The organism is Streptomyces sp. NPDC058373 (assembly GCF_042723275.1).
In the GTDB taxonomy this organism is placed as follows: Bacteria; Actinomycetota; Actinomycetes; order Streptomycetales; family Streptomycetaceae; genus Streptomyces.
In genome coordinates, this window is record NZ_JBHXJE010000010.1 from 49,835 (window position 1) to 67,275 (window position 17,441).

14 protein-coding genes and 1 pseudogene are annotated in these 17,441 nt (G+C 71.6%); 7 read left to right on the forward strand and 8 right to left on the reverse strand.

The genetic code is table 11. The annotated features are described in order from the left end of the window. Nucleotides 1-185 precede the first annotated feature (185 nt). From ACFWMZ_RS09205 to ACFWMZ_RS09225, 5 genes are read left to right on the forward strand one after another with little or no spacing between them, the layout of a single operon-like run. Entirely contained in the window at nt 186-1,559 is a 1,374-nt protein-coding gene (locus ACFWMZ_RS09205) for an ABC transporter substrate-binding protein (protein ID WP_383171817.1), read from the forward strand. 5 nt (nt 1,560-1,564) lie between these two features. Then, nucleotides 1,565-2,506 carry an ABC transporter permease gene (locus ACFWMZ_RS09210; protein WP_383172014.1) on the forward strand — a complete coding sequence of 314 codons (942 nt, stop codon included), beginning with the start codon at nt 1,565-1,567 and terminating at the stop codon, nt 2,504-2,506. Next, on the forward strand, nt 2,503-3,333 hold the full coding sequence (locus tag ACFWMZ_RS09215) for an ABC transporter permease subunit (RefSeq protein WP_383171819.1): 831 nt from the start codon (nt 2,503-2,505) through the stop codon (nt 3,331-3,333). The genes ACFWMZ_RS09210 and ACFWMZ_RS09215 overlap by 4 nt, the downstream gene beginning before the upstream one ends. Continuing rightward, complete coding sequence (locus ACFWMZ_RS09220; RefSeq protein WP_383200477.1) at nt 3,321-4,877, forward strand: ABC transporter ATP-binding protein; 1,557 nt, start codon at nt 3,321-3,323, stop codon at nt 4,875-4,877. Before ACFWMZ_RS09215 ends, ACFWMZ_RS09220 begins: the two co-directional genes overlap by 13 nt. Nucleotides 4,878-4,894: 17 nt before the next feature. Then, nucleotides 4,895-5,680: a methyltransferase gene (locus tag ACFWMZ_RS09225; protein ID WP_383171823.1), complete on the forward strand. Its 786-nt coding sequence runs from the start codon at nt 4,895-4,897 to the stop codon at nt 5,678-5,680. Nucleotides 5,681-5,956: 276 nt separating this feature from the next. Here the strand turns inward: ACFWMZ_RS09225 and ACFWMZ_RS09230 are convergent, their stop codons facing one another. From ACFWMZ_RS09230 to ACFWMZ_RS09250, 5 genes and pseudogenes are all read right to left on the reverse strand, one after another. Then, nucleotides 5,957-6,892 carry an NAD(P)/FAD-dependent oxidoreductase gene (locus ACFWMZ_RS09230; RefSeq protein ID WP_383200480.1) on the reverse strand — a complete coding sequence of 312 codons (936 nt, stop codon included), beginning with the start codon at nt 6,890-6,892 and terminating at the stop codon, nt 5,957-5,959. Between the two features lie 286 nt (nt 6,893-7,178). Next, a pseudogene (locus tag ACFWMZ_RS09235) lies at nt 7,179-7,410 on the reverse strand (transposase); the annotation flags it as partial. 10 nt (nt 7,411-7,420) lie between these two features. Beyond that, the gene (locus ACFWMZ_RS09240) at nt 7,421-7,918 is read right to left on the reverse strand and encodes a helix-turn-helix domain-containing protein (RefSeq protein ID WP_383200482.1); all 498 of its coding nucleotides are present in this window, start codon (nt 7,916-7,918) and stop codon (nt 7,421-7,423) included. A 176-nt stretch (nt 7,919-8,094) separates the two neighbouring features. Continuing rightward, nucleotides 8,095-8,241, reverse strand: a complete 147-nt coding sequence (locus ACFWMZ_RS09245; protein WP_383200485.1) for a group II intron maturase-specific domain-containing protein — start codon at nt 8,239-8,241, stop codon at nt 8,095-8,097. 1,030 nt (nt 8,242-9,271) lie between these two features. Next, nucleotides 9,272-9,739, reverse strand: a complete 468-nt coding sequence (locus ACFWMZ_RS09250; protein WP_383171833.1) for an MSMEG_6728 family protein — start codon at nt 9,737-9,739, stop codon at nt 9,272-9,274. A gap of 347 nt (nt 9,740-10,086) precedes the next feature. Between ACFWMZ_RS09250 and ACFWMZ_RS09255 the strand changes: the two genes are divergently transcribed. Next, the gene (locus tag ACFWMZ_RS09255) at nt 10,087-11,760 is read left to right on the forward strand and encodes a hypothetical protein (protein ID WP_383171835.1); all 1,674 of its coding nucleotides are present in this window, start codon (nt 10,087-10,089) and stop codon (nt 11,758-11,760) included. 62 nt (nt 11,761-11,822) lie between these two features. Here the strand turns inward: ACFWMZ_RS09255 and ACFWMZ_RS09260 are convergent, their stop codons facing one another. From ACFWMZ_RS09260 to ACFWMZ_RS09270, 3 genes are all read right to left on the reverse strand, one after another. Next, nucleotides 11,823-12,707 carry a lysozyme gene (locus tag ACFWMZ_RS09260; RefSeq protein ID WP_383171837.1) on the reverse strand — a complete coding sequence of 295 codons (885 nt, stop codon included), beginning with the start codon at nt 12,705-12,707 and terminating at the stop codon, nt 11,823-11,825. Nucleotides 12,708-12,999: 292 nt separating this feature from the next. Continuing rightward, on the reverse strand, nt 13,000-15,288 hold the full coding sequence (locus ACFWMZ_RS09265) for an FdhF/YdeP family oxidoreductase (RefSeq protein ID WP_383171839.1): 2,289 nt from the start codon (nt 15,286-15,288) through the stop codon (nt 13,000-13,002). Nucleotides 15,289-15,325: 37 nt separating this feature from the next. After that, nucleotides 15,326-15,847, reverse strand: a complete 522-nt coding sequence (locus ACFWMZ_RS09270; protein ID WP_383171841.1) for an SRPBCC family protein — start codon at nt 15,845-15,847, stop codon at nt 15,326-15,328. A 689-nt stretch (nt 15,848-16,536) separates the two neighbouring features. Between ACFWMZ_RS09270 and ACFWMZ_RS09275 the strand changes: the two genes are divergently transcribed. Beyond that, complete coding sequence (locus tag ACFWMZ_RS09275; RefSeq protein WP_383200488.1) at nt 16,537-17,439, forward strand: sterol desaturase family protein; 903 nt, start codon at nt 16,537-16,539, stop codon at nt 17,437-17,439. Nucleotides 17,440-17,441: the final 2 nt, after the last annotated feature.

The following is a 17,441-nucleotide window of genomic DNA, read 5'->3' on the forward strand; positions in this document are numbered from 1 at the left end:
AACAGGCAGGAAGGTTCGTCCACATGCCGGTCACCCCCACGCGCCGGAGTGTGCTCACCGCGGCGGTTGCGACCGGCGCCGGACTGCTGCTTCCCGGTTGCTCGTCCGCCGGTTCCGCTTCCTCTTCTCCGAAGAAGGGCGGGAGGCTGAGCGCGGCCTTTCCCGGTGCGGGCGTGAAGGAGACCATGGACCCGCACGCGCAGCGCCAGTTCGTGGACATCGCCCGGCACAAGGCCGTCTTCGACAAGCTGGTGGAGCTGGACTCGACCCTGCGGCCGGTGCCGCGGCTGGCCCGCTCCTGGTCCAGCGACGACGAGGCCCGGGTGTGGCGGTTCGAGCTGCGCGAGGCCCGTTTCCACGACGGCCACGCCCTCGGCGCGGACGACGTGCTGTACAGCCTGTCCCGTATCCTCGCCCCGAACGCCGCCGACCACTTGGCGAAGAACTCCTTGTCCCACGTCGACCTGGCCAACTGCCGCAAGGTCGGCAAGCGGGGTGTGGAGATCGCCCTCGACCGGCCCAACGCCGAACTGCCCAGCCTGCTCGCGATGACGGGCACGCCCATCGTCCGTGACGGCTGGGACGATCCGACGAAGCCCGTCGGCACCGGCCCGTTCCGGTTCGTCTCCTTCACGGCCGGGCGCGTCTTCACCGGCCGTCGTTTCGACGACCACTGGAACGGTGCCCCGCACGTGGACGAGATACGCATCCTCTCGGCGGAGAGCGAGGCCCGCACTGCCGCCGTCCGCAGCGGCGAGGTGCACTTCGCGCACGAGATGACGCCCACCTTCGCCCGTACCGTCGCCCATGACAGCCGGGTGCGGGTGGTGGCCACCAAGCGAAGCGGGGTGCAGGGATTCGCGCTGAAGACGGACCGGGCGCCGTTCGACGACCCGGACGCGGCGATGGCCGTCAAGCTGCTTGTGAACCGTAAGCGGCTGGTGGAGGTGGTCTGCTCGGGTCGCGCCGAGATCGGCGACGACCTGTACGGCAAGGGCTACACCTACTACCCCGACGGCCTGGAACAGCGCGAGCAGGACGTGGCGGAGGCCCGCCGACTGCTCAAGCGCACCGGCCTGTACAACAAGAAGGTCACCTTCTACACCTCCACCGCCGCCGACGGATTCACGCAGGCCGCCCACCTCTTCAAAGAGCAGGCAGGGGAGGCCGGGCTGAGGGTGGAGATCGTCAACGGACCGCCGGAGTCGTACTTCACGGACGCGCTGACCAAGGGCACCGTCACCAACCACCGCTGTGGCGCCATGACGATTCCGACCTACATCAGCGAACGGCTGCTCACCGACGCCCCGCAGAACCAGAGCGCCTGGAAGCACGACGACTTCGACGACGCCTTCACCGCCGCGCGGGCCGTCGTGGACGACGACGAGCGCACCGCCCGGTACCGATCGGTGCAGACGACCCTGCGCGATCGGGGCGGGCTGGTGCTGTGGGGGCACCCCGAGTGGCTGAACGCTGTGTCCAGCAGCGTCCAGGGAGTGAAGGAGGCCCCGCCCAACACCGTGGACTGGGCCCGGTTCGACACGGTGTGGCTGGCCTGACCCCGGTGCTGCGCTACGCCATGCGGCGGTCCGGATGGACGCTCGTCCAGCTCGCCGCGCTCAGCGTCATCGTCTTCCTGCTGACCGACCTGCTGCCGGGTGACGCCGCGACCGTCGACTTCAACGAGCAGGCGGGCCTTGAACAGGTCGCCCGGTTGCGGGAGCAGATGGGCCTCGACCGGCCGGCCGTCGAGCGGTTCGTCGACTGGGCGCACGGACTGGTCACCGGTGACCTGGGGACATCACTGGTCGGTGGGGGCCCGGTGAGCGAGATACTGGCGTCCTCGGTGCCGGTGACGGCCGCGCTGGCCGCTGTGACGATTGTGCTGCTGGTGCCGGTGGCCGTCGCCGTCGGCCTGCTGACCGGACTGCGGGCGGGCAGCCGCACCGACCGGATCGTGTCGGCAGTGACCCTGACGCTCACCTCCGTACCGGACTTCGTCCTCGCGTTGCTGCTCGTGGGCGTGTTCGCGCTGCGGCTGGGGTGGCTGCCGTCGACCTGGGTGGGCGCGGACGACTGGTGGCAGCGTCCGGAGCTGTTCGTGCTGCCGGTGGCGGTCCTGCTGGCCCGCACCGTGTGCGTACTGTCCCGGCAGATCCGCGCCGGAACGGTCACCGCACTGCACGCGGGTTACACGGTGCAGGCCCGCCGTCTCGGTGTGCCGCCGCCCCGGCTGGTGCTGCGGCACGTCCTGCCGGGCGCGGCCGTGCCCGGCGTACAGGAACTGGCCCGAACTGGTGACCAGTTGCTCGGCGGCGTACTCGTCGTCGAGGCCGTCTTCGCCGTCCCCGGAACCGCGACAGCACTGGTGGAGGCGGTCCAGAACCGTGACGTGCCCGCCGTGCAGGCCCTCACCCTGGCCCTGGCCGCCGTGGCGTGCCTGCTCAACCTGGCGGCGGACCTCGTCAGCCACCGCCTGGCTCCCCGTACGGAGGTACTGCGATGAGTACCGGTGGAAGTACCCGGCGGGCGGCGGGCGGGGCGCTGCTCTTGGTGGTGCCGGTCGCCGCGGCCGTCGTCGGCCCGTTCGTGACGGACGCCGCCATTCCCTCCGACGGGATGCCCTACGCCCCCGGCGACGGGCATCCTCTCGGGACGGACGCGCTGGGCCGGGACGTGCTGACGCTGGTACTGCGGGGCGGGGCGAGCGCGTTGGGCGTGGCGTGTGCCGCGGTGGCGCTGGCCGTCGCTGTGGGCGCCGTGCTCGGCCTGGCGGCGGCTTCGGCCCGCAGCCGGTGGCTGGACGATCTGCTGATGCGGCCGGTGGAACTGCTGCTGCCGCTGCCCTCGCTGCTGGTGATCAGCGTGGTCGGGGTCGGCTGGCGCGGCCATCCCGTCGCGGTGGCGCTGGCCGTGGCGGTGCTGAACGTGCCCGCTGTGGCCCGGCTGTTGCGGGCGGCTGCGCTGGACGCGGCCAGTGGGCCCGTCGCCGAGGCGATGCGGCTGCAGGGCGAGTCTCCGGCGCGCGTCCTGTTCGGGCACGTCGGGCGGGTGGTGCTGCCGGTGGCCGCCGCAGACGCGGGCACCCGGGTGGGAGGGGCGGTGTTCACGGTGGCTGCCGCCAACTTCCTCGGCCTCGGACTTGACCCGACCTCCCCGGACTGGGGTGTGGTGATCGCCGCGAGCCGGGAGGCACTGTTCGTGCAGCCGTGGGCGGTACTGGCCCCGACGCTGATGCTGGTGATGTTCGTCGTCGGCGTCAACCTGCTGGCGGACGGGCTGCTGCCGGGCGCCGCGAGGGACCGGAAGAAGGTGCTGGCGTGGAACCGGTGATCGAGGTCGACGGGCTCACCGCTCACGCGGGAAGGGCCCGGCTCCTGAACGGCGTCGACCTCACCGTCACCTCCGGCGAGGTGACCGCCCTGGTGGGCCCGTCCGGCAGCGGCAAGACCACCGCCGCGCTGGCCCTTCTGGGCGAGGCCGCACCCGGCGTACGGCTGAGCGGCACGGTACGGGTCGCCGGCGTGGAGGTGGTGGGCGACGAGGGCCCGACGGGAGCCGCCCGCGCAGTCCGGGGCCGGATCGTCTCCTACATGCCCCAGCACCCGGCCCACGCCCTCAACCCCGCCCGACGCATCGGCTCGGTCCTCACCGAACTCGCCCGGCTGCACCGGCCGGACGGCGGCGGCCGTGACCGGTCGGCCGCCACGGAGCGCGCGGCCGGCGCCCTGCGCACGGCCGGCCTGCCCGACGACAGGGCGACCCGGCGTCGCTTCCCACACCAGTTCTCCGGCGGCCAGCGACAGCGTGTCGCCCTCGCCCAGGTGTTGGCCTGCGACCCGCGCGTCCTGGTCCTCGACGAGCCCAGCACCGGTCTGGACGCGGTGGCCCGGCTGCGGTTGGCGGAACAACTGACCTGGCTGACCGCAGACGGATACGCTCTACTCCTGCTCAGCCACGACCACGACCTGGTACGCGCGGTGGCCGCCCGCACGGTCCTGCTGGAGCACGGCCGGGTCACCGCGACCGGTCCGACACCGAACGTCCTCCCGGTCCCGCCGGCACCGCCCCCTCCGCCGGAACCGGCCACACCCACGAGATCTGCCGGGGCCGTACTGGAGGCCCAGAACCTGACCGCGTGGCTGCACCCGGGCCACCGGGGCGAGATCCTGCACGACGTGACCGTGCGGGTGCGCGAGGGAGGCTGCACGGCGGTCGTCGGACCCTCCGGCAGCGGCAAGACCGTCCTCGCCCGCTGCCTCGCCGGACTGCACGGACGCCACCGCGGGCATCTCACCCACCATGGCGAGCCGCTGCCCGTCCTCCGTCACCGCACCACCCGTCAGCTCCGGGGGGTGCAGTACGTCTGGCAGGAGGTACGCAACTCCTTCGACGACCGCCGCACCGTCCTCGACCAGGTCGCCCGCACCGCCGTACGTCTGCGCGGCCTCACCCCGGTCGAGGCCGGACGGCAGGCCCGGCAGTTGTGGGAACGGCTCGGCCTCACCTCGGAGCACACAACCCGGCACGCCGCCTCCTTGTCCGGCGGCGAACTGCAACGCGCCGCCTTGGCAAGGGCCTTGCTCGCCGATCCAGACGTCCTGATCTGCGACGAGATCACCACCGCCCTCGACGCCGTCAGCGTCGGCCTGGTCACCGCCGAGATCACGCGGCTGCGCGAGGAGTGCGGCACGGCCGTGCTGTGGATCGGCCATGACCTCGCCCTCGTCGAGCGGCTCGCCGACGACCTGGTCGTCCTGGACACCGGCAGGGTGGTGGAGAGCGGTGACCGCGCCACGGTCCTGGCCGCGCCCGTCGCCGACACCACCCGACTGCTGCTGCGGTCCCGCAACCTCGCCACCGCCACCCGCCAGTGAGAGGAACACCACCACCCATGACCACCACCCCCGCCTCCACCGACTGGCAGCAGTGGCAGACGAGCTGGGACCGCCAGCAGGAGTGGTACATGCCGGACCGGGAGGAACGCTTCCGGGTCATGACCGACGCTGTCGAAGCCGTGGCGGGCCGTGCCCCGCTCGTCCTCGACCTCGCCTGCGGCACCGGCAGCATCACCACCCGCGTCCTGCGTGCGCTCCCCGGCGCCCGCACCGTCTGCGTGGACATCGACCCGGCCCTGCTGACCATCGCCCGCGGCCACTTCGCCGACGACGACCGTGTCACCTTCGCCGAAGCCGACCTCACCGACCCCGACTGGACCGTCCGCCTTCCCCACACCACCTTTGACGCCGTCGTCACCGCCACCGCCCTGCACTGGCTCGACACCGAGCCGCTGCGCCGCCTCTACGGCACCCTCGCCGGACTGCTGCGTGAGGGCGGAGTGTTCCTCAACGCCGACCACATGTACGACGAGTCCGCGCCCCGCCTCAACGCGGCGATGAACGCCCTGCTCACCACACGCCAGGAGCGGCAGCGCAACGAGGGCGCCCTCGACTGGGCCGACTGGTGGGGCGGGGTCGCTGACGACCCTGCCCTCGCCGAACCCGCCGCCCGCCGCTTCGCCCTGCTCGGCGACCCACGCGAACCTCGACCGGCGGGCGCGAGGCCCGACCGCCCCACCGCTGTCCAGTGGCACCTCGACACACTGCGCGAGCAGGGCTTCAGCGAGGCACGGCAGATCTGGTGTTCGGCAAGCGACTCACTGGTGGCCGCGCTGCGCTGAACCGGCGCCCCCGGAGAGAGTCGGGCACCGGAGCCCGCCGCCGCGAGAAGTGCCGGGCGCCCGGTGCGAGCGCGGCGAGGGCCGGTGCGGCGAAGCCGATTCGATTCCGACGCCCGCGACGGCGTAGGCGGCCATCACCACGACCGGGTGGACGTGGACCATGAGACTGAGCGGGGGAACACGTACGCGGCGTGTCCCCCCCAGAGCGGTCCAGTCCTGCGCGCGCGGGCGCAGGAGTGGCGGCGAGCAGCGCGCGCCGACCAGGGCCTAGGAGGGCTACACGCCAGGGCCGGTGGTCGCCTGGTCGAAGTCCTCCATGATCAGGGCCATGTTCACCGCGCCGGCGGCCACGGTGCCTGCGTTGATCGACATGGGCACGTTGGCGGCGGGGTTGACCACGTTCCCGGCGGCCCAGATGCGCTCGCTGCCGGTCTTGCCGGTCGCGTCCACGGTCAGGAAACTGCCCATCGGGGTTTCGCCGCGCTCCAGGCCGAGGTGGGCGAGGAATCCGTCGTGCGGAACGGCCTCCGGAGCCGTGAAGAGCGCGTCGAGTTCGATGAGCTCGCCGTCGGACGTGTGTACGGACCTGAGCTGCTTGTCGTCGCCGAGAACCTCGGTGACCGGTGCTCCGACCAGTCGCATGTCCCGGGCCCGCAGGCGCTGACGGGTGGCTTCGTCGAGGTCCTCGAGGCCGGCGGTGAACACCACCACTTGCTCGCTCCACTGGCGGATGAGCTGAGCCTGGTGCAGGCCGATCGGAGAAGTGGTGAGCACTCCGAGGCGGCGGCCTCGGACTTCCCACCCGTGGCAGTACGGACAATGCAGGACGCTGGTCCCCCAGTACTTCGCCAGCCCGGGGACGTCGGGGAGCCGGTCGGTCATCCCGCTGGCGACGATCACCGCGCGTGCGTGCTGTGCGCCGGCGCCCTCGATCGAAACCTCGACGCCGTCTTCTTGCTCCGTCACCCCTGTGACCAGGCCCCGCCGGAGTTCCACACCGTAGGCGCTGATCTCTTGGCGGCCTCGCTCCAGAAGCGTGGCTGGCTCGTCGCCGTCGTGGCCGAGCACTCCGTGCATGTGGGCGGAGAAGCGGTTGCGTGGCTCGCTGGCGTCCACGACCAGCACGTTGCGGCAAGCGCGTCCCAGCATCAGCGCGGCGGACAGGCCCGCGGCGCTGCCCCCGATCACGATTACGTCCCAACGTTCAGTCATGGGCCCCAGTTCACCGGCCCCGCATAGCGCAGACAAGTTCCCTTGCCGTAGCGGCAAAAATGAGGAGGAGTGTCCGCAGGAAGGGCGCAGTCGTGACTCTCTCCCGGGGGGTGCCTCTATGTTTTCGTCAAGGCGTCCCTGGCGGGTTTGGGGTGGTTCGGGGTTGCTGGAGTCATGCGGCGAGTCCGACGTCGGCGGGCGTGCGGGGTTCGTAGAAGGTGCCGTCGCGGAGCATGGCGAACACGACGCTGATGCGTTGGCGGGCGAGTCGGAGGAGGGCTTGGGTATGTGCCCGCGAGGTCGGCGTCGGCCTGGACCGACTGCAGGATCCGGTCCCAGGTGCTGTCCGCCGACCAGCGGCTATGCCGTTCGTAGACGGTCTTCCACGACCCGTAGCGTTCCGGCAGGTCACGCCACGGGGCACCGGTGCGGGCCCGGAACAGGATCCCGTCGATCACGGTGCGGTGGTCGTCCCACCGGCCGCCCCGGCCACCCGGCGGAGGTAGGTGCGGCTCCAGTAATGACCACTCATGACCCGTCGGATCCCCCCGACCTACGCCCCAACCAACGAGCGACCGGTCGGAAAGTCACATGATCCATTGGGCGGAACCTAAGCCCTCGCCGGACGAGGGACTCGGTGCACGGTGGCCGTTGCCACGGTGATGCGTGCAGCTTCTCCAGTTCGGCGGCGAGCCGGGCAGGCCCGTACTTGGTCTGGCGCCGCAGCGCCTCCACCAGATCGGCGATGTCCTCGCTCGTGCGGTTGGGGCTGGCGATGGGCGGGGAGGAGCGATCCGTAAGGCCGTCCTCGCCGTGGGCGAGCCAGCGGGCGTACCACTTGGCCAGGCAGTGGCGGGAGATTCCTGCTTCCGCAGCGACGTGTGCGATCGAACGTCCGGCATCGACCCGCAGGCACAAAGGACTCCCGCGCGGTTGGTGAGGTCGACTCGGGGCGCCCTGCTGGTGTTTCCACCAGTGGGTTTCCCCGAGCCGCCTCCCGAACCCGGCGTGCCCGTCTCCAGGCACCGGGCTCTCCGCAAATCCCGTTCCGGGCTGTTCAGTTCCTCATGCCGTAGTGGCCACGGAGCCGGAATGAGTTTTCCCCGGTATCGGTATCTGGTCGTGCTTACCTTGGCCGGGTTGAACAGTTCCGCTTCCTCTGTGACGGGCCACCAGCCGCCACCGTAATAGCGTCGGCGGAGCTATTTCCAAGTGATCCCAGGGTGCTTGCGTCGGATCCATCGTGTCACCCTCATCCAAGCGTAGTGGCTGAGGTAACAGAAACCGACGTTCGAAACTCCAGGACGGAAATACGCGCCCCATCCCCGCGACACCGAGTTCGGTGCCATTCGCCTTGGGAATCATCCGCTCGCGGACAGGAACCGGATGGAAGCTGCGGTCTCTGACCTGGGTCCGTAGCTTGTCGAGAAACGCCTCGACTCCCTGCCCGGCTTCGATGGAGCGGGCGGTCTTCCCATCCACTCCGGCCGTGCGGGCACCCTTGTTTCCCCGGACACGGTCCCACGCCACCAACAGGAAGGCGGGATCGGCGATGAGGTTGAACAGGTCGTCGAACCTGCGATGAGAATCATCGGCAGCCCAACGGTGCAGCTTGGTCTGGATCTCCAGTACCCGGCGTTCGGCCTTCATCAAGGCGCATTCCAGCTCGCCGGTATTCACCGGCGACAGCCTCCTGGCATTCCAGTCTCCTTACTGCTGGCTTGCTGGCCCCCTTCCCCATGTGACCGGCTTTCCCGGCCTCGGAGTACTACGGAGCCCCCGTCCTGCCCGACGGCCATCAGCCGGCGATGGGCCTGCCCCCGATCGGACTGGAGGTCCGATATGGGGGCGAACGCGGACAGTTCCCACGTTCACCACGAATCGATCGACAGGTGAGGTGCCCAGCTCTGCCCCGGCAGCATCGCCACGCTTACGCCGCAGACTTTCAGCGTGGCCTCCTCACCGATGAGTAGAGTCGGCTTCGGAGTCGACCACTGACGAGCGCTGGTGGTCGTGCACTGCGTCCGGCCCAGATCCGCCGGGTTCGAGCCGGTGTCGTAATCACGGGGCGTCAGGCACTGATTTCTTGCGTGCACCTTCCTGTCTCGCTAGCCGGACCCGGGTCGTCTGGCAGTACCGACCCGTCCCGGCGTTGTCGGGGCTGCTTACCGCTCGGCTCGGCATCCCTCGGGATCGAACTGCCCCCAGCCTCAACCGGATTGCTACGACAACCCGGTGGTGAGGTCTCTCACCTGACTCGATTTCATAACGCCTCGTGGCGCACCCACCCGTTACGGCAAACCTGCCTGCGTCTTCCACGGCACCGTCGCCGCCGCAGCGATCCGACTCTGGCTCCGCCAGTGATCCGCCGGACAGAACCTAACGGGAGCGGTCCGAGGCGGGCCAGACGTACGGCAGGCCGTCGGGGTCGTCCGGGAACAGGGGAGCGTAGAGCTCCGGGGCCTTGGTCCGCAGGGCCGACCGGTGGCTGCGGTGGAACGCGGGGTCACCCAGCCACGGCGGCAACTCGCCGTCGGCGGCGAGCTGTTCCTGGGTCCGCACGTGCCCGTCCGTCCGGCGGGCCGTGAAATCGGCGACCAGGGAAGCCGCGCAGGTGTCCCGGCGCCCGGTCTCCGTCCACACCTGGCAGACCACGAGCCCGTAGCGCACCAGCGCTTCCTCGTAGCCGGTCCACATGCGCACGGCCGGATGGTGCCGCCACCCGTAGCCGGGAACCGTCAGACCGCGCAGCACCTGGAGGGCCTCCACCCGCTGTTTGCCCAGGCGCCGCGCGTCGAGCGACGTGGCCGACGCGGCGAAGTCGGGATAGGGCAGGAACGTCTGCATGGTCCTCCCGTCCCGAGGCGGATGGAAGCGGGAACAAGCCGGCCTCCCTCTGCCTGCCGATCAGCGTTGAGAGGCCGGGCGGCGGACCGGGGAGGCCGCCGGACCCGGTGAGCCTCAATCTCGCACACGCGACCGCACCCCGCATCAGGTGCGCCCGCCCATGGGCGCAGGGGTCTCGGGGGCCGAGCGTCGTTCACCCTGAACCGCGGCCGCGCCCCGGGCTCCGGCCGCTGTCCGCCCCGCACCTTCCGCGGGGCGGCACCGAGCTACTCACCCCCTGAGGTGAGTACCCGAAGTGAGTACCCGAGCGCATGCAGGAGGTGGCCGGATGGCAGCAGGCTCCGGCCATGACACACGTGCCGTCGTCGCCCGTCGAGGAGCTGGCGCTCCTCGACCGTGAACTGGTCTGGCTGGACTCCCGGCGGGGTCAGCTGCTGCACCGGCGTGCCTGGCTGGTGGCGGCGGGGCGGGCGTGGCCCGCGCCGACGTGGCAGCCGCCGTCCGGCGCCGGGCCGCAGGCCGCGCCGCCCGCGTGGGGGCCGCCTGCACGGCAGGCGCCGGCCGTTGGCGGTACGCGCGGGGTGCAGCATGTGCTGCTGATCCTCGGCGGGCTGCTGCTGGCCGTCGCCGCCGTCGCGTTCACCCTGGTCGGCTGGGGCGAGATGGGGATCGCCGGCCGTTCGGTGGTGCTGGCGGCGGTGACGGCCGGGACGCTGGCGGCCCCGGTACCGCTGCTGCGCAGGGGGCTGACCGCGACGGCGGAGGCGGTGGCCGGGCTGGGCCTGCTGCTGACGGTGCTCGACGCGTACGCGCTGCACGCGGCGGTGGTGCCCGGCGCGGAGGGCCCCGGGTTCGCGGCCTTGGCGTCGGCGGCGCTCGCCGCGGTGTGGACGGCGTACGGGCTGGGGCTGGGGCGGCTGCGCCTGCCCTTGCCCGCGGCGGTGGTGGCGGGCCAGTTCCCGCTGGTGCTGTGGGCCTGGTCGGCGGGGGCGTCGCCGCTCGGCTTCGGCTGGGCGCTGCTGGCGACGGCCGCCGCGGGTGTCCTGGCGGGGGTGGGCGGGCGCGGGCTCGAGGTGCGGGCCGTCGCCTGGCTGGGCGCCGCCGTGGCCGGGGCGGCCGGGCTGCTGATCGGCCTGGGCGCGTCGCTGGCGGCGGACGGCCCGCTCGACGCCGCGGGGCCGGGCGCGCTGCTGCTGACCGGTGCCGTGGTGGCGCTGGCCGCCGGGTGGCGGGCTCCGGGTGAGGGGGCCGTGGCCGGGGGAGTCGTGGCGGGGCTCGCGGTGGTGGCCGGGGTCGGGGGAGTGCCGCGTACGGAGGTGCCGGGGAGCTGGGCGGTCGTGGTGTACCTGCTGTGCGGGGCGGCGCCGGCGCTTCTGTGGTGGCTCGAGGCGGTGCCGCGACCGGTGCGGCGCGGGGTGCTGGGCGCCTCGGCGGCGGTCACCGGGCTCGCGGTGCTGACGGCCCTGCCCGCCGTGACGGCGGTGCTGCTCGGTCCGGCCGCGCTGAGGACGGGGGTGTGGTCCGGGGCGCCGGAGGGTGTGCGGGACGTGACGGCCGTGTCAGGGGTGTGGCCGGACGCCGTGGCCGCGCCGGTGGTGCTGCTCGTGGCGGCGGTGCTGCTCGGGGCCGGGTACGCGGCGGCCCGGGTCCGGGAGGGCGGGCCGCGTACCGGGTCGTGGGCGGTGGCCGGTGCCGGGGTGCTCGGCCTCGGCTGGGTGGCGGCGCTGGTGCTCACCGTCGTGGCGGAGGCGCCGTACGCGGTGGCCCTGGCGGTGGACGTGGTGCTGGTGGCGGGGGTGCTGGCGGTGGCGGCGCGCCCGGTCTCCGACGCTCTGGCGCGGACCGGGCTCTGGTGCGCGGTGGCCGGGGCGGTGAACGCGGGGCTGCTCGCGCTGGCGGCGGAGCCCGCGACGTACGCGGTGGCGGGCGCGTTCGTGGTGCTGCTCGCGGCCGGCGCGACGTACGAGCAGCGGCTGCGCGACGCGCGCCGGGTCCGGGATAGCCTCGGCCGGATGCGGTAGGCGTCCGGCAGGGGGGAAGGCCGAGGGCGCGGCGGAAGCCGGCGCCCTCGGCCCCGGCCGCCTCAGGCCGTGTTGTTGGCCAGGGCCAGCAGGCGGGCGGCGGTGCCGTTGAACTTGTTGCGGTCCACGTCGCCGTTGACGCCGCCGACCCGGCCCGTCGCCGAGTACTGCCAGAACGTCCACGTCGGGAAGCCGCTCGGCACCGTCGGGGCGCTCACGCCCCAGTGGGCCACCCAGAACGGGGACTTGGCGGCCATGCCGTTCCAGCTCCCGGTGCAGGTGTTCCACCAGCTCGCCGTCGTGTAGATGACGACGTCACGGGAGGTGCGGGCCTTGTACCGGGCGTGGAAGTCGTTGATCCAGGTGCGCATCTGCGTCGTGGACAGGCCGTAGCACATGGCACCCGCGGGGTTGTGCTCGATGTCCAGGACGCCGGGCAGCGTCTGGTTGTCCCGCGACCAGCCGCCGCCGTTGCTCGCGAAGTAGTCGGCCTGCGCGGCGCCGCTGGAGGAGTTCGGGCGGGCGAAGTGGTACGCGCCGCGGACGAGCCCCGCGTTGTAGGCGTTGGTGTAGTTCGCGCTGAACTGCGCGTCCTTGAAGTTGGTGCCCTCCGTGGCCTTGATGTAGGCGAAGGAGATGCCGGCCGCCTTCACCGAGCCCCAGTTGATGGCGCCCTGCCAGTGCGACACGTCGACGCCCTGGACACCGCTGGTGTCGGCCGGGCCGATGACACGGTCGTCGGGTCCGGCACCGAGCCCCTGCTCGATGCGGGTGCCGACACCCATGTACGCCTCGCCGGGGCCGACGTCCTTGCCGGGCGGCGGCGCCATGGGCGCGGCGGCCGCGGTGGGCGCCAGTGTCAGCGCCAGGGACGCGCTGACGAGACCGCCGAGGAGCGCGACAGCGGGTCTGCGGCCGCGGCGTGCGGAAGATCTGTTCGCGGGCATGACTGCCTCCAGGCACGAGTGGGGGTGGGGCCGTGGACTGCGCGGACGATCGGTGCCCGGGCGGAGAAGCGTGGGAGCGCGTTCGCCATGAGCACGACACAAGTAATACACGCGCGTAGACCCCCGTAAAGACCCACCCCTGGGCTTCGCTGGTCTACATCAATGGCGACGCGCCTGACCTGCTCCGACGGCCTTCGCCGCATCGAAAGTTTCCGTCCTGGCGGTCGCGGCGCCACGCGGAGAAGACCCCCGTGACATGACGTCACGAGGGTCTTCGGGCGTACGCGCCGGATCAGCGCACGGGTTCCAGCCGGACCAGGACCCCCTTCGAGGTGGGCTGGTTGCTGACGTCCGCCACGCTGTCCAGGGGCACCAGGACCTGGGTCTCCGGGTAGTACGCGGCGGCGGAGCCGCGCGAGGCCGGGTACGGCACCACCTGGAAGCCCTCGGCGCGGCGCTCGACGCCGCCCTCCCAGACGCTCACCAGGTCGACGCGGTCGCCTCCGGCGAGACCGAGCGCGGTCAGGTCGGCCGGGTTGACCATGACCACCTGGCGGCTGCCGTGGATGCCGCGGTAGCGGTCGTCGAGCGTGTACGGGATGGTGTTCCACTGGTCGTGGGAACGCAGGGACTGCAGCAGCAGGTGGCCCTCGGGCACCTCCGGCATCTCCCAGGCGTTGCGGGTGAACAGGGCCTTGCCGGTGGCGGTCGGGTACACGCCCTCGTTGACCGGGTTCGGCAGCCTGATCCCGCCGGGGCGGGTCACCCGCCGGTTGAAGTCGTGCAGGCCGGGGACGACCCGGGAGATCCGGTCGCGGATCGCCCCGTAGTCGGCCTCGAACTCCTCCCAGGGGAGGTCGGGCGTGCCGTCGAGGGTGTGGCGGGCCAGCCGGCACAGGATGGCGACCTCGCTGAGCAGGAGCGGGGAGGCCGGCTTCAGCTTCCCGTGGGAGGTGTGGACCTCGCTCATCGAGTTCTCCACCGTGACGAACTGCTCCCCGCCGGCCTGGAAGTCCCGCTCGGTCCTGCCCAGGGTCGGCAGGATGAGCGCGGTCTCCCCGCACACGGTGTGGGACCGGTTGAGCTTGGTGGAGACGTGGGCGGTCAGGCGGCAGCGCCGCATCGCGTCCTCGGTGACCTCGCTGTCCGGAGCGGCCCGGACGAAGTTGCCCGCGACGCCGAGGAAGACCTTGATCCGACCCTCGCGCATCGCCTTGATGGTGTTCACCGAGTCGAGCCCGTGGGGGCGCGGCGGTTCGAAGCCGAACTCGTCCCGCAGGGCGTCGAGGAACGCGTCGGGCATCTGCTCCCAGATGCCCATGGTGCGGTCGCCCTGCACGTTGCTGTGGCCGCGGACCGGGCAGGCGCCCGCTCCCGCGCGGCCGAGGTTGCCGCGCAGCAGCAGGAAGTTGACGATCTCCCGGATGGTGGGCACGGCGTGCTTGTGCTGGGTGACGCCCATCGCCCAGCAGACGATGACCCGTTCGCTGCGCAGCACCTCCGCGCCGACCGCCTCGATCTCCTCGCGGGTCAGCCCGGTCGCGGCGAGTACGTCGTCCCAGGCGATCTGGCGGGCGTGCTCGGCGAACTCGGTGAAGCCGCTGGTGTCGCTCTGGATGAACGCGTGGGCGAGCACCTCGCCGGGCCGGGCGTCCTCGGCCTCCAGCAGCAGCCGGTTCAGCCCCTGGAAGAGGGCGAGGTCGCCGCCGGGGCGGATGTGCAGGAACCGGTCGGCGATCTGGACGCCCTGACCGATCACCCCGCTCGGCTTCTGCGGGTTCTTGAACCGCATGAGCCCGGCCTCGGGCAGCGTGTTCACCGCGACGATGCGGGCGCCGTTCCGCTTGGCCTGCTCCAGCGCGGAGAGCTGCCGCGGATGGTTGGAGCCGGGGTTCTGCCCCACCAGGAAGATCAGGTCGGCGTGGTGGAGGTCCTGGAGGCTGACCGTGCCCTTGCCGGTGCCCAGGGTCTCGTGGAGCGCGAAACCGCTCGACTCGTGGCACATGTTGCTGCAGTCCGGCAGGTTGTTGGTGCCGAAGGCCCTGGCGAAGAGCTGGAGGACGAAGGCGGCCTCGTTGCTGACCCGGCCCGAGGTGTAGAAGGCCGCCTCGTCGGGGGAGGCGAGCGCTTTCAGCTCCCCGGCCAGCAGCCCCAGGGCGTCGCGCCAGCTGATCGGCTCGTAGTGGTCGGAGCCGGGCCGTTTGACCATCGGTTCGGTGAGCCGCCCCTGCTGGTTGAGCCAGAGGTCGGAGCGACCGGCCAGCTCGGAGACCGGGTGCTCGCGGAAGAACTCCGCGGTGATCCGGCGCGTCGTCGCCTCGTCGTTGATGTGCTTGGCGCCGTTCTCGCAGTACTCGTTGCGGTGCCGGTGGCCGGGTTCGGGGTCGGCCCAGGCGCACCCCGGGCAGTCGATCCCGCCGACCTGGTTCATGGTCAGCAGGTCCACCGCGGTCTTCTGCGGGGAGGTCTGCTCCAGGGAGTACTCCAGCGCGTGCACCACCGCCGGGACACCCGCGGCCCACGTCTTCGGCGGAGTGACGGTCAGGTCCTCTTGCGGCTCTTCACTGGGCGGCTTCTTCACCGGTTCGCCTCTCGTCTGCTGTGGTCCCGCGCGTGGGTCAGCCCACGGGCCAGGTGGGCACGTGGCTCTTGGAGATCTCGGGCACACCGGGCTGGACGTGTCCGTAGTGGACCGTCCCCCGCCAGCCCCGGTCCGCCTCCCCCCGCCCCTCGATGAACTTCTTGAAGTTGCCGAGTTCCCGGCGCACGACGCCGTCGGCCGCCCCGGGGACGGCGCAGAGCAGTCCGGCCAGGTCGCGTCCGCGGAACTCCATCCGCACCGTGACCTCCGTACGGTCGTCCCCCACCGGCCGGAACCGCACCTCGCCCCGGTGCCCGGTCCGGCGCCGGTCGAGGCTCTGCCAGACCAGGTGGGAGTCGGGCGCCTGCTCCAGGATCTCCGTCCGGAACTCCCGGTGCAGCGGACCGGCGCCGATCACCCAGACACTCACGCAGGGCGTCACCTGCCGGACACGCTTCACCACCGACATGAACCGGGGGAAGCACTCGAACTGGGTCCACTGGTCGTACGCGGCGCGCAGCGGCACCGCGACCTCGATGGTTTCCTGGACCGTCTTCATCGCCCACTCACCTCCAGAGCCGGACTCGTCAGTCTCACCGTAAGGCCCGGGAGGCCGCCACGCGAAGAAGCGGAGGGCGCGGCCGGTGCCGTGCCCTCCGCCTGCCCGGAGAGTGCCCGAGGACTCGCGCAGCCGGGGGTCCGCCGCTCCCGCCCGGGGCGCCGCCCGGCCCGCAGGTCCGTACGGGTGACGGCGGCGCCGGGGCGTGGCCTGCCCGTGGGCCCGCGGCCGTACGAGCCGGTACGGCGGCACCGCACCGATAAGCCTATTAAGTAACTCACACCGGCGACAGGATTCCGCATTTTCGTTTCGCCCCGCCCGGGATCCGGTTCAATGTCGGCGAAGTGGATTGCGGAACGGCCGGCGGTCGGTGAACCACTCGTTGGGGGAGGGTTGAAGACGCCGGAAAAGGAAAAGAATCATTCGGGTTCGCTCCGGGTGAAGGACCGGGCGCATTCCGAGGGGGATCGTCTTTTCGAAAGCACAGGTCGTGCTGGGTTATTGTTGGTTTTCCTCTGTCTCTCTCGGGTGTTTCTCGCGGCCCCTTCCGGTCTCTTCCGGCTTCTCCGATTTCCTCGAAGTTTCCTCGCTGTGTGCGTGAACCGACTCTTCCGATGGCGGTTGCATTCCTGGGGGCGTTGTGAATGCGTGATGACGGGCGTGAATCCGGCGGGACTTTCCCTGAAGGGATGCGCGCCGACGGAATTCCTGTTCCCGGATCCCTCGCCGAGCGCGGCAGAGCGCTGCTGCGCCTCGGCGCGTATCCGCTGCTCCTGGCGGCGACCGTCGTGGTGGCCGGGGCCGCGCTGAGCCTGGGATGGGACCCCGAGCGGGTCAGTCCGCTCTTCCTGATGGGGGTGCTGCTCTACCTGACCACGCTGGAGCGGCTGATCCCGCACCAGGTCGACTGGCACCCCAGCAGAGCGGAATGGCGCTGGTACGGCGTCTACTTCCTGCTGACCATGGTCGCCAGCGCGGGGGCGCAACTGCTGGTGGCCACCGCCGTCGGCGTACTCTCCCCCGCCGAGCCGGCGCTCCCGCTGGGTGCCGAGGTCCCGGCCGCCCTGCTGAGCGGCTCGCTCGTCAGCTACCTCGCGCACCGGCTGGGCCACACCAACCGGTGGCTGTGGCGGCTGCACGGCGTCCACCACGTCCCGCAGAAGGTCAACGTCGCCAACAACGGCGTCAACCACGTCCTCGACATCGTCGTCGCCCAGGGCGCCGTCCAGCTCACCCTCGCCCTCGTCGGCTTCTCCCGCGAATCGGTCCTCGCGGCGGGCCTGTTCACCGCCGCACAGGGCTACTTCGTCCACGCCAACATCGACGTCCGGATCGGCCGCCTCAACCACGTCCTGGCCAGCCCCGAACAGCACCGCCTGCACCACAGCACAGACCTGGCCGAGGCGGGCCACTACGGCTCCGACCTCTCCTGCTGGGACCACCTCTTCGGCAGCTTCACCTGGCGGCCCGGCCGCGAGCCGGCCGCCGTCGGACTGAGTGACCCCACCTCGTTCCCCGCGACCGGCGACATCCTCGCCAGTCTGCTCCATCCCCTCCGCCGTGCGAAGAGGCGCCGGAGCGGACCCGCCTGACC

Coding starts and splice junctions, on each gene's coding strand:
- ACFWMZ_RS09250 (WP_383171833.1), bottom strand. CDS start 9,739: ATGCAGACGTTCCTGCCCTATCCCGACTTCGCCGCGTCGGCCACGTCG.
- ACFWMZ_RS09205 (WP_383171817.1), top strand. CDS start 186: ATGGACCCGCACGCGCAGCGCCAGTTCGTGGACATCGCCCGGCACAAG.
- ACFWMZ_RS09260 (WP_383171837.1), bottom strand. CDS start 12,707: ATGCCCGCGAACAGATCTTCCGCACGCCGCGGCCGCAGACCCGCTGTC.
- ACFWMZ_RS09230 (WP_383200480.1), bottom strand. CDS start 6,892: ATGACTGAACGTTGGGACGTAATCGTGATCGGGGGCAGCGCCGCGGGC.
- ACFWMZ_RS09270 (WP_383171841.1), bottom strand. CDS start 15,847: ATGAAGACGGTCCAGGAAACCATCGAGGTCGCGGTGCCGCTGCGCGCC.
- ACFWMZ_RS09255 (WP_383171835.1), top strand. CDS start 10,087: ATGACACACGTGCCGTCGTCGCCCGTCGAGGAGCTGGCGCTCCTCGAC.
- ACFWMZ_RS09245 (WP_383200485.1), bottom strand. CDS start 8,241: ATGGCACCGAACTCGGTGTCGCGGGGATGGGGCGCGTATTTCCGTCCT.
- ACFWMZ_RS09215 (WP_383171819.1), top strand. CDS start 2,503: ATGAGTACCGGTGGAAGTACCCGGCGGGCGGCGGGCGGGGCGCTGCTC.
- ACFWMZ_RS09225 (WP_383171823.1), top strand. CDS start 4,895: ATGACCACCACCCCCGCCTCCACCGACTGGCAGCAGTGGCAGACGAGC.
- ACFWMZ_RS09275 (WP_383200488.1), top strand. CDS start 16,537: ATGCGCGCCGACGGAATTCCTGTTCCCGGATCCCTCGCCGAGCGCGGC.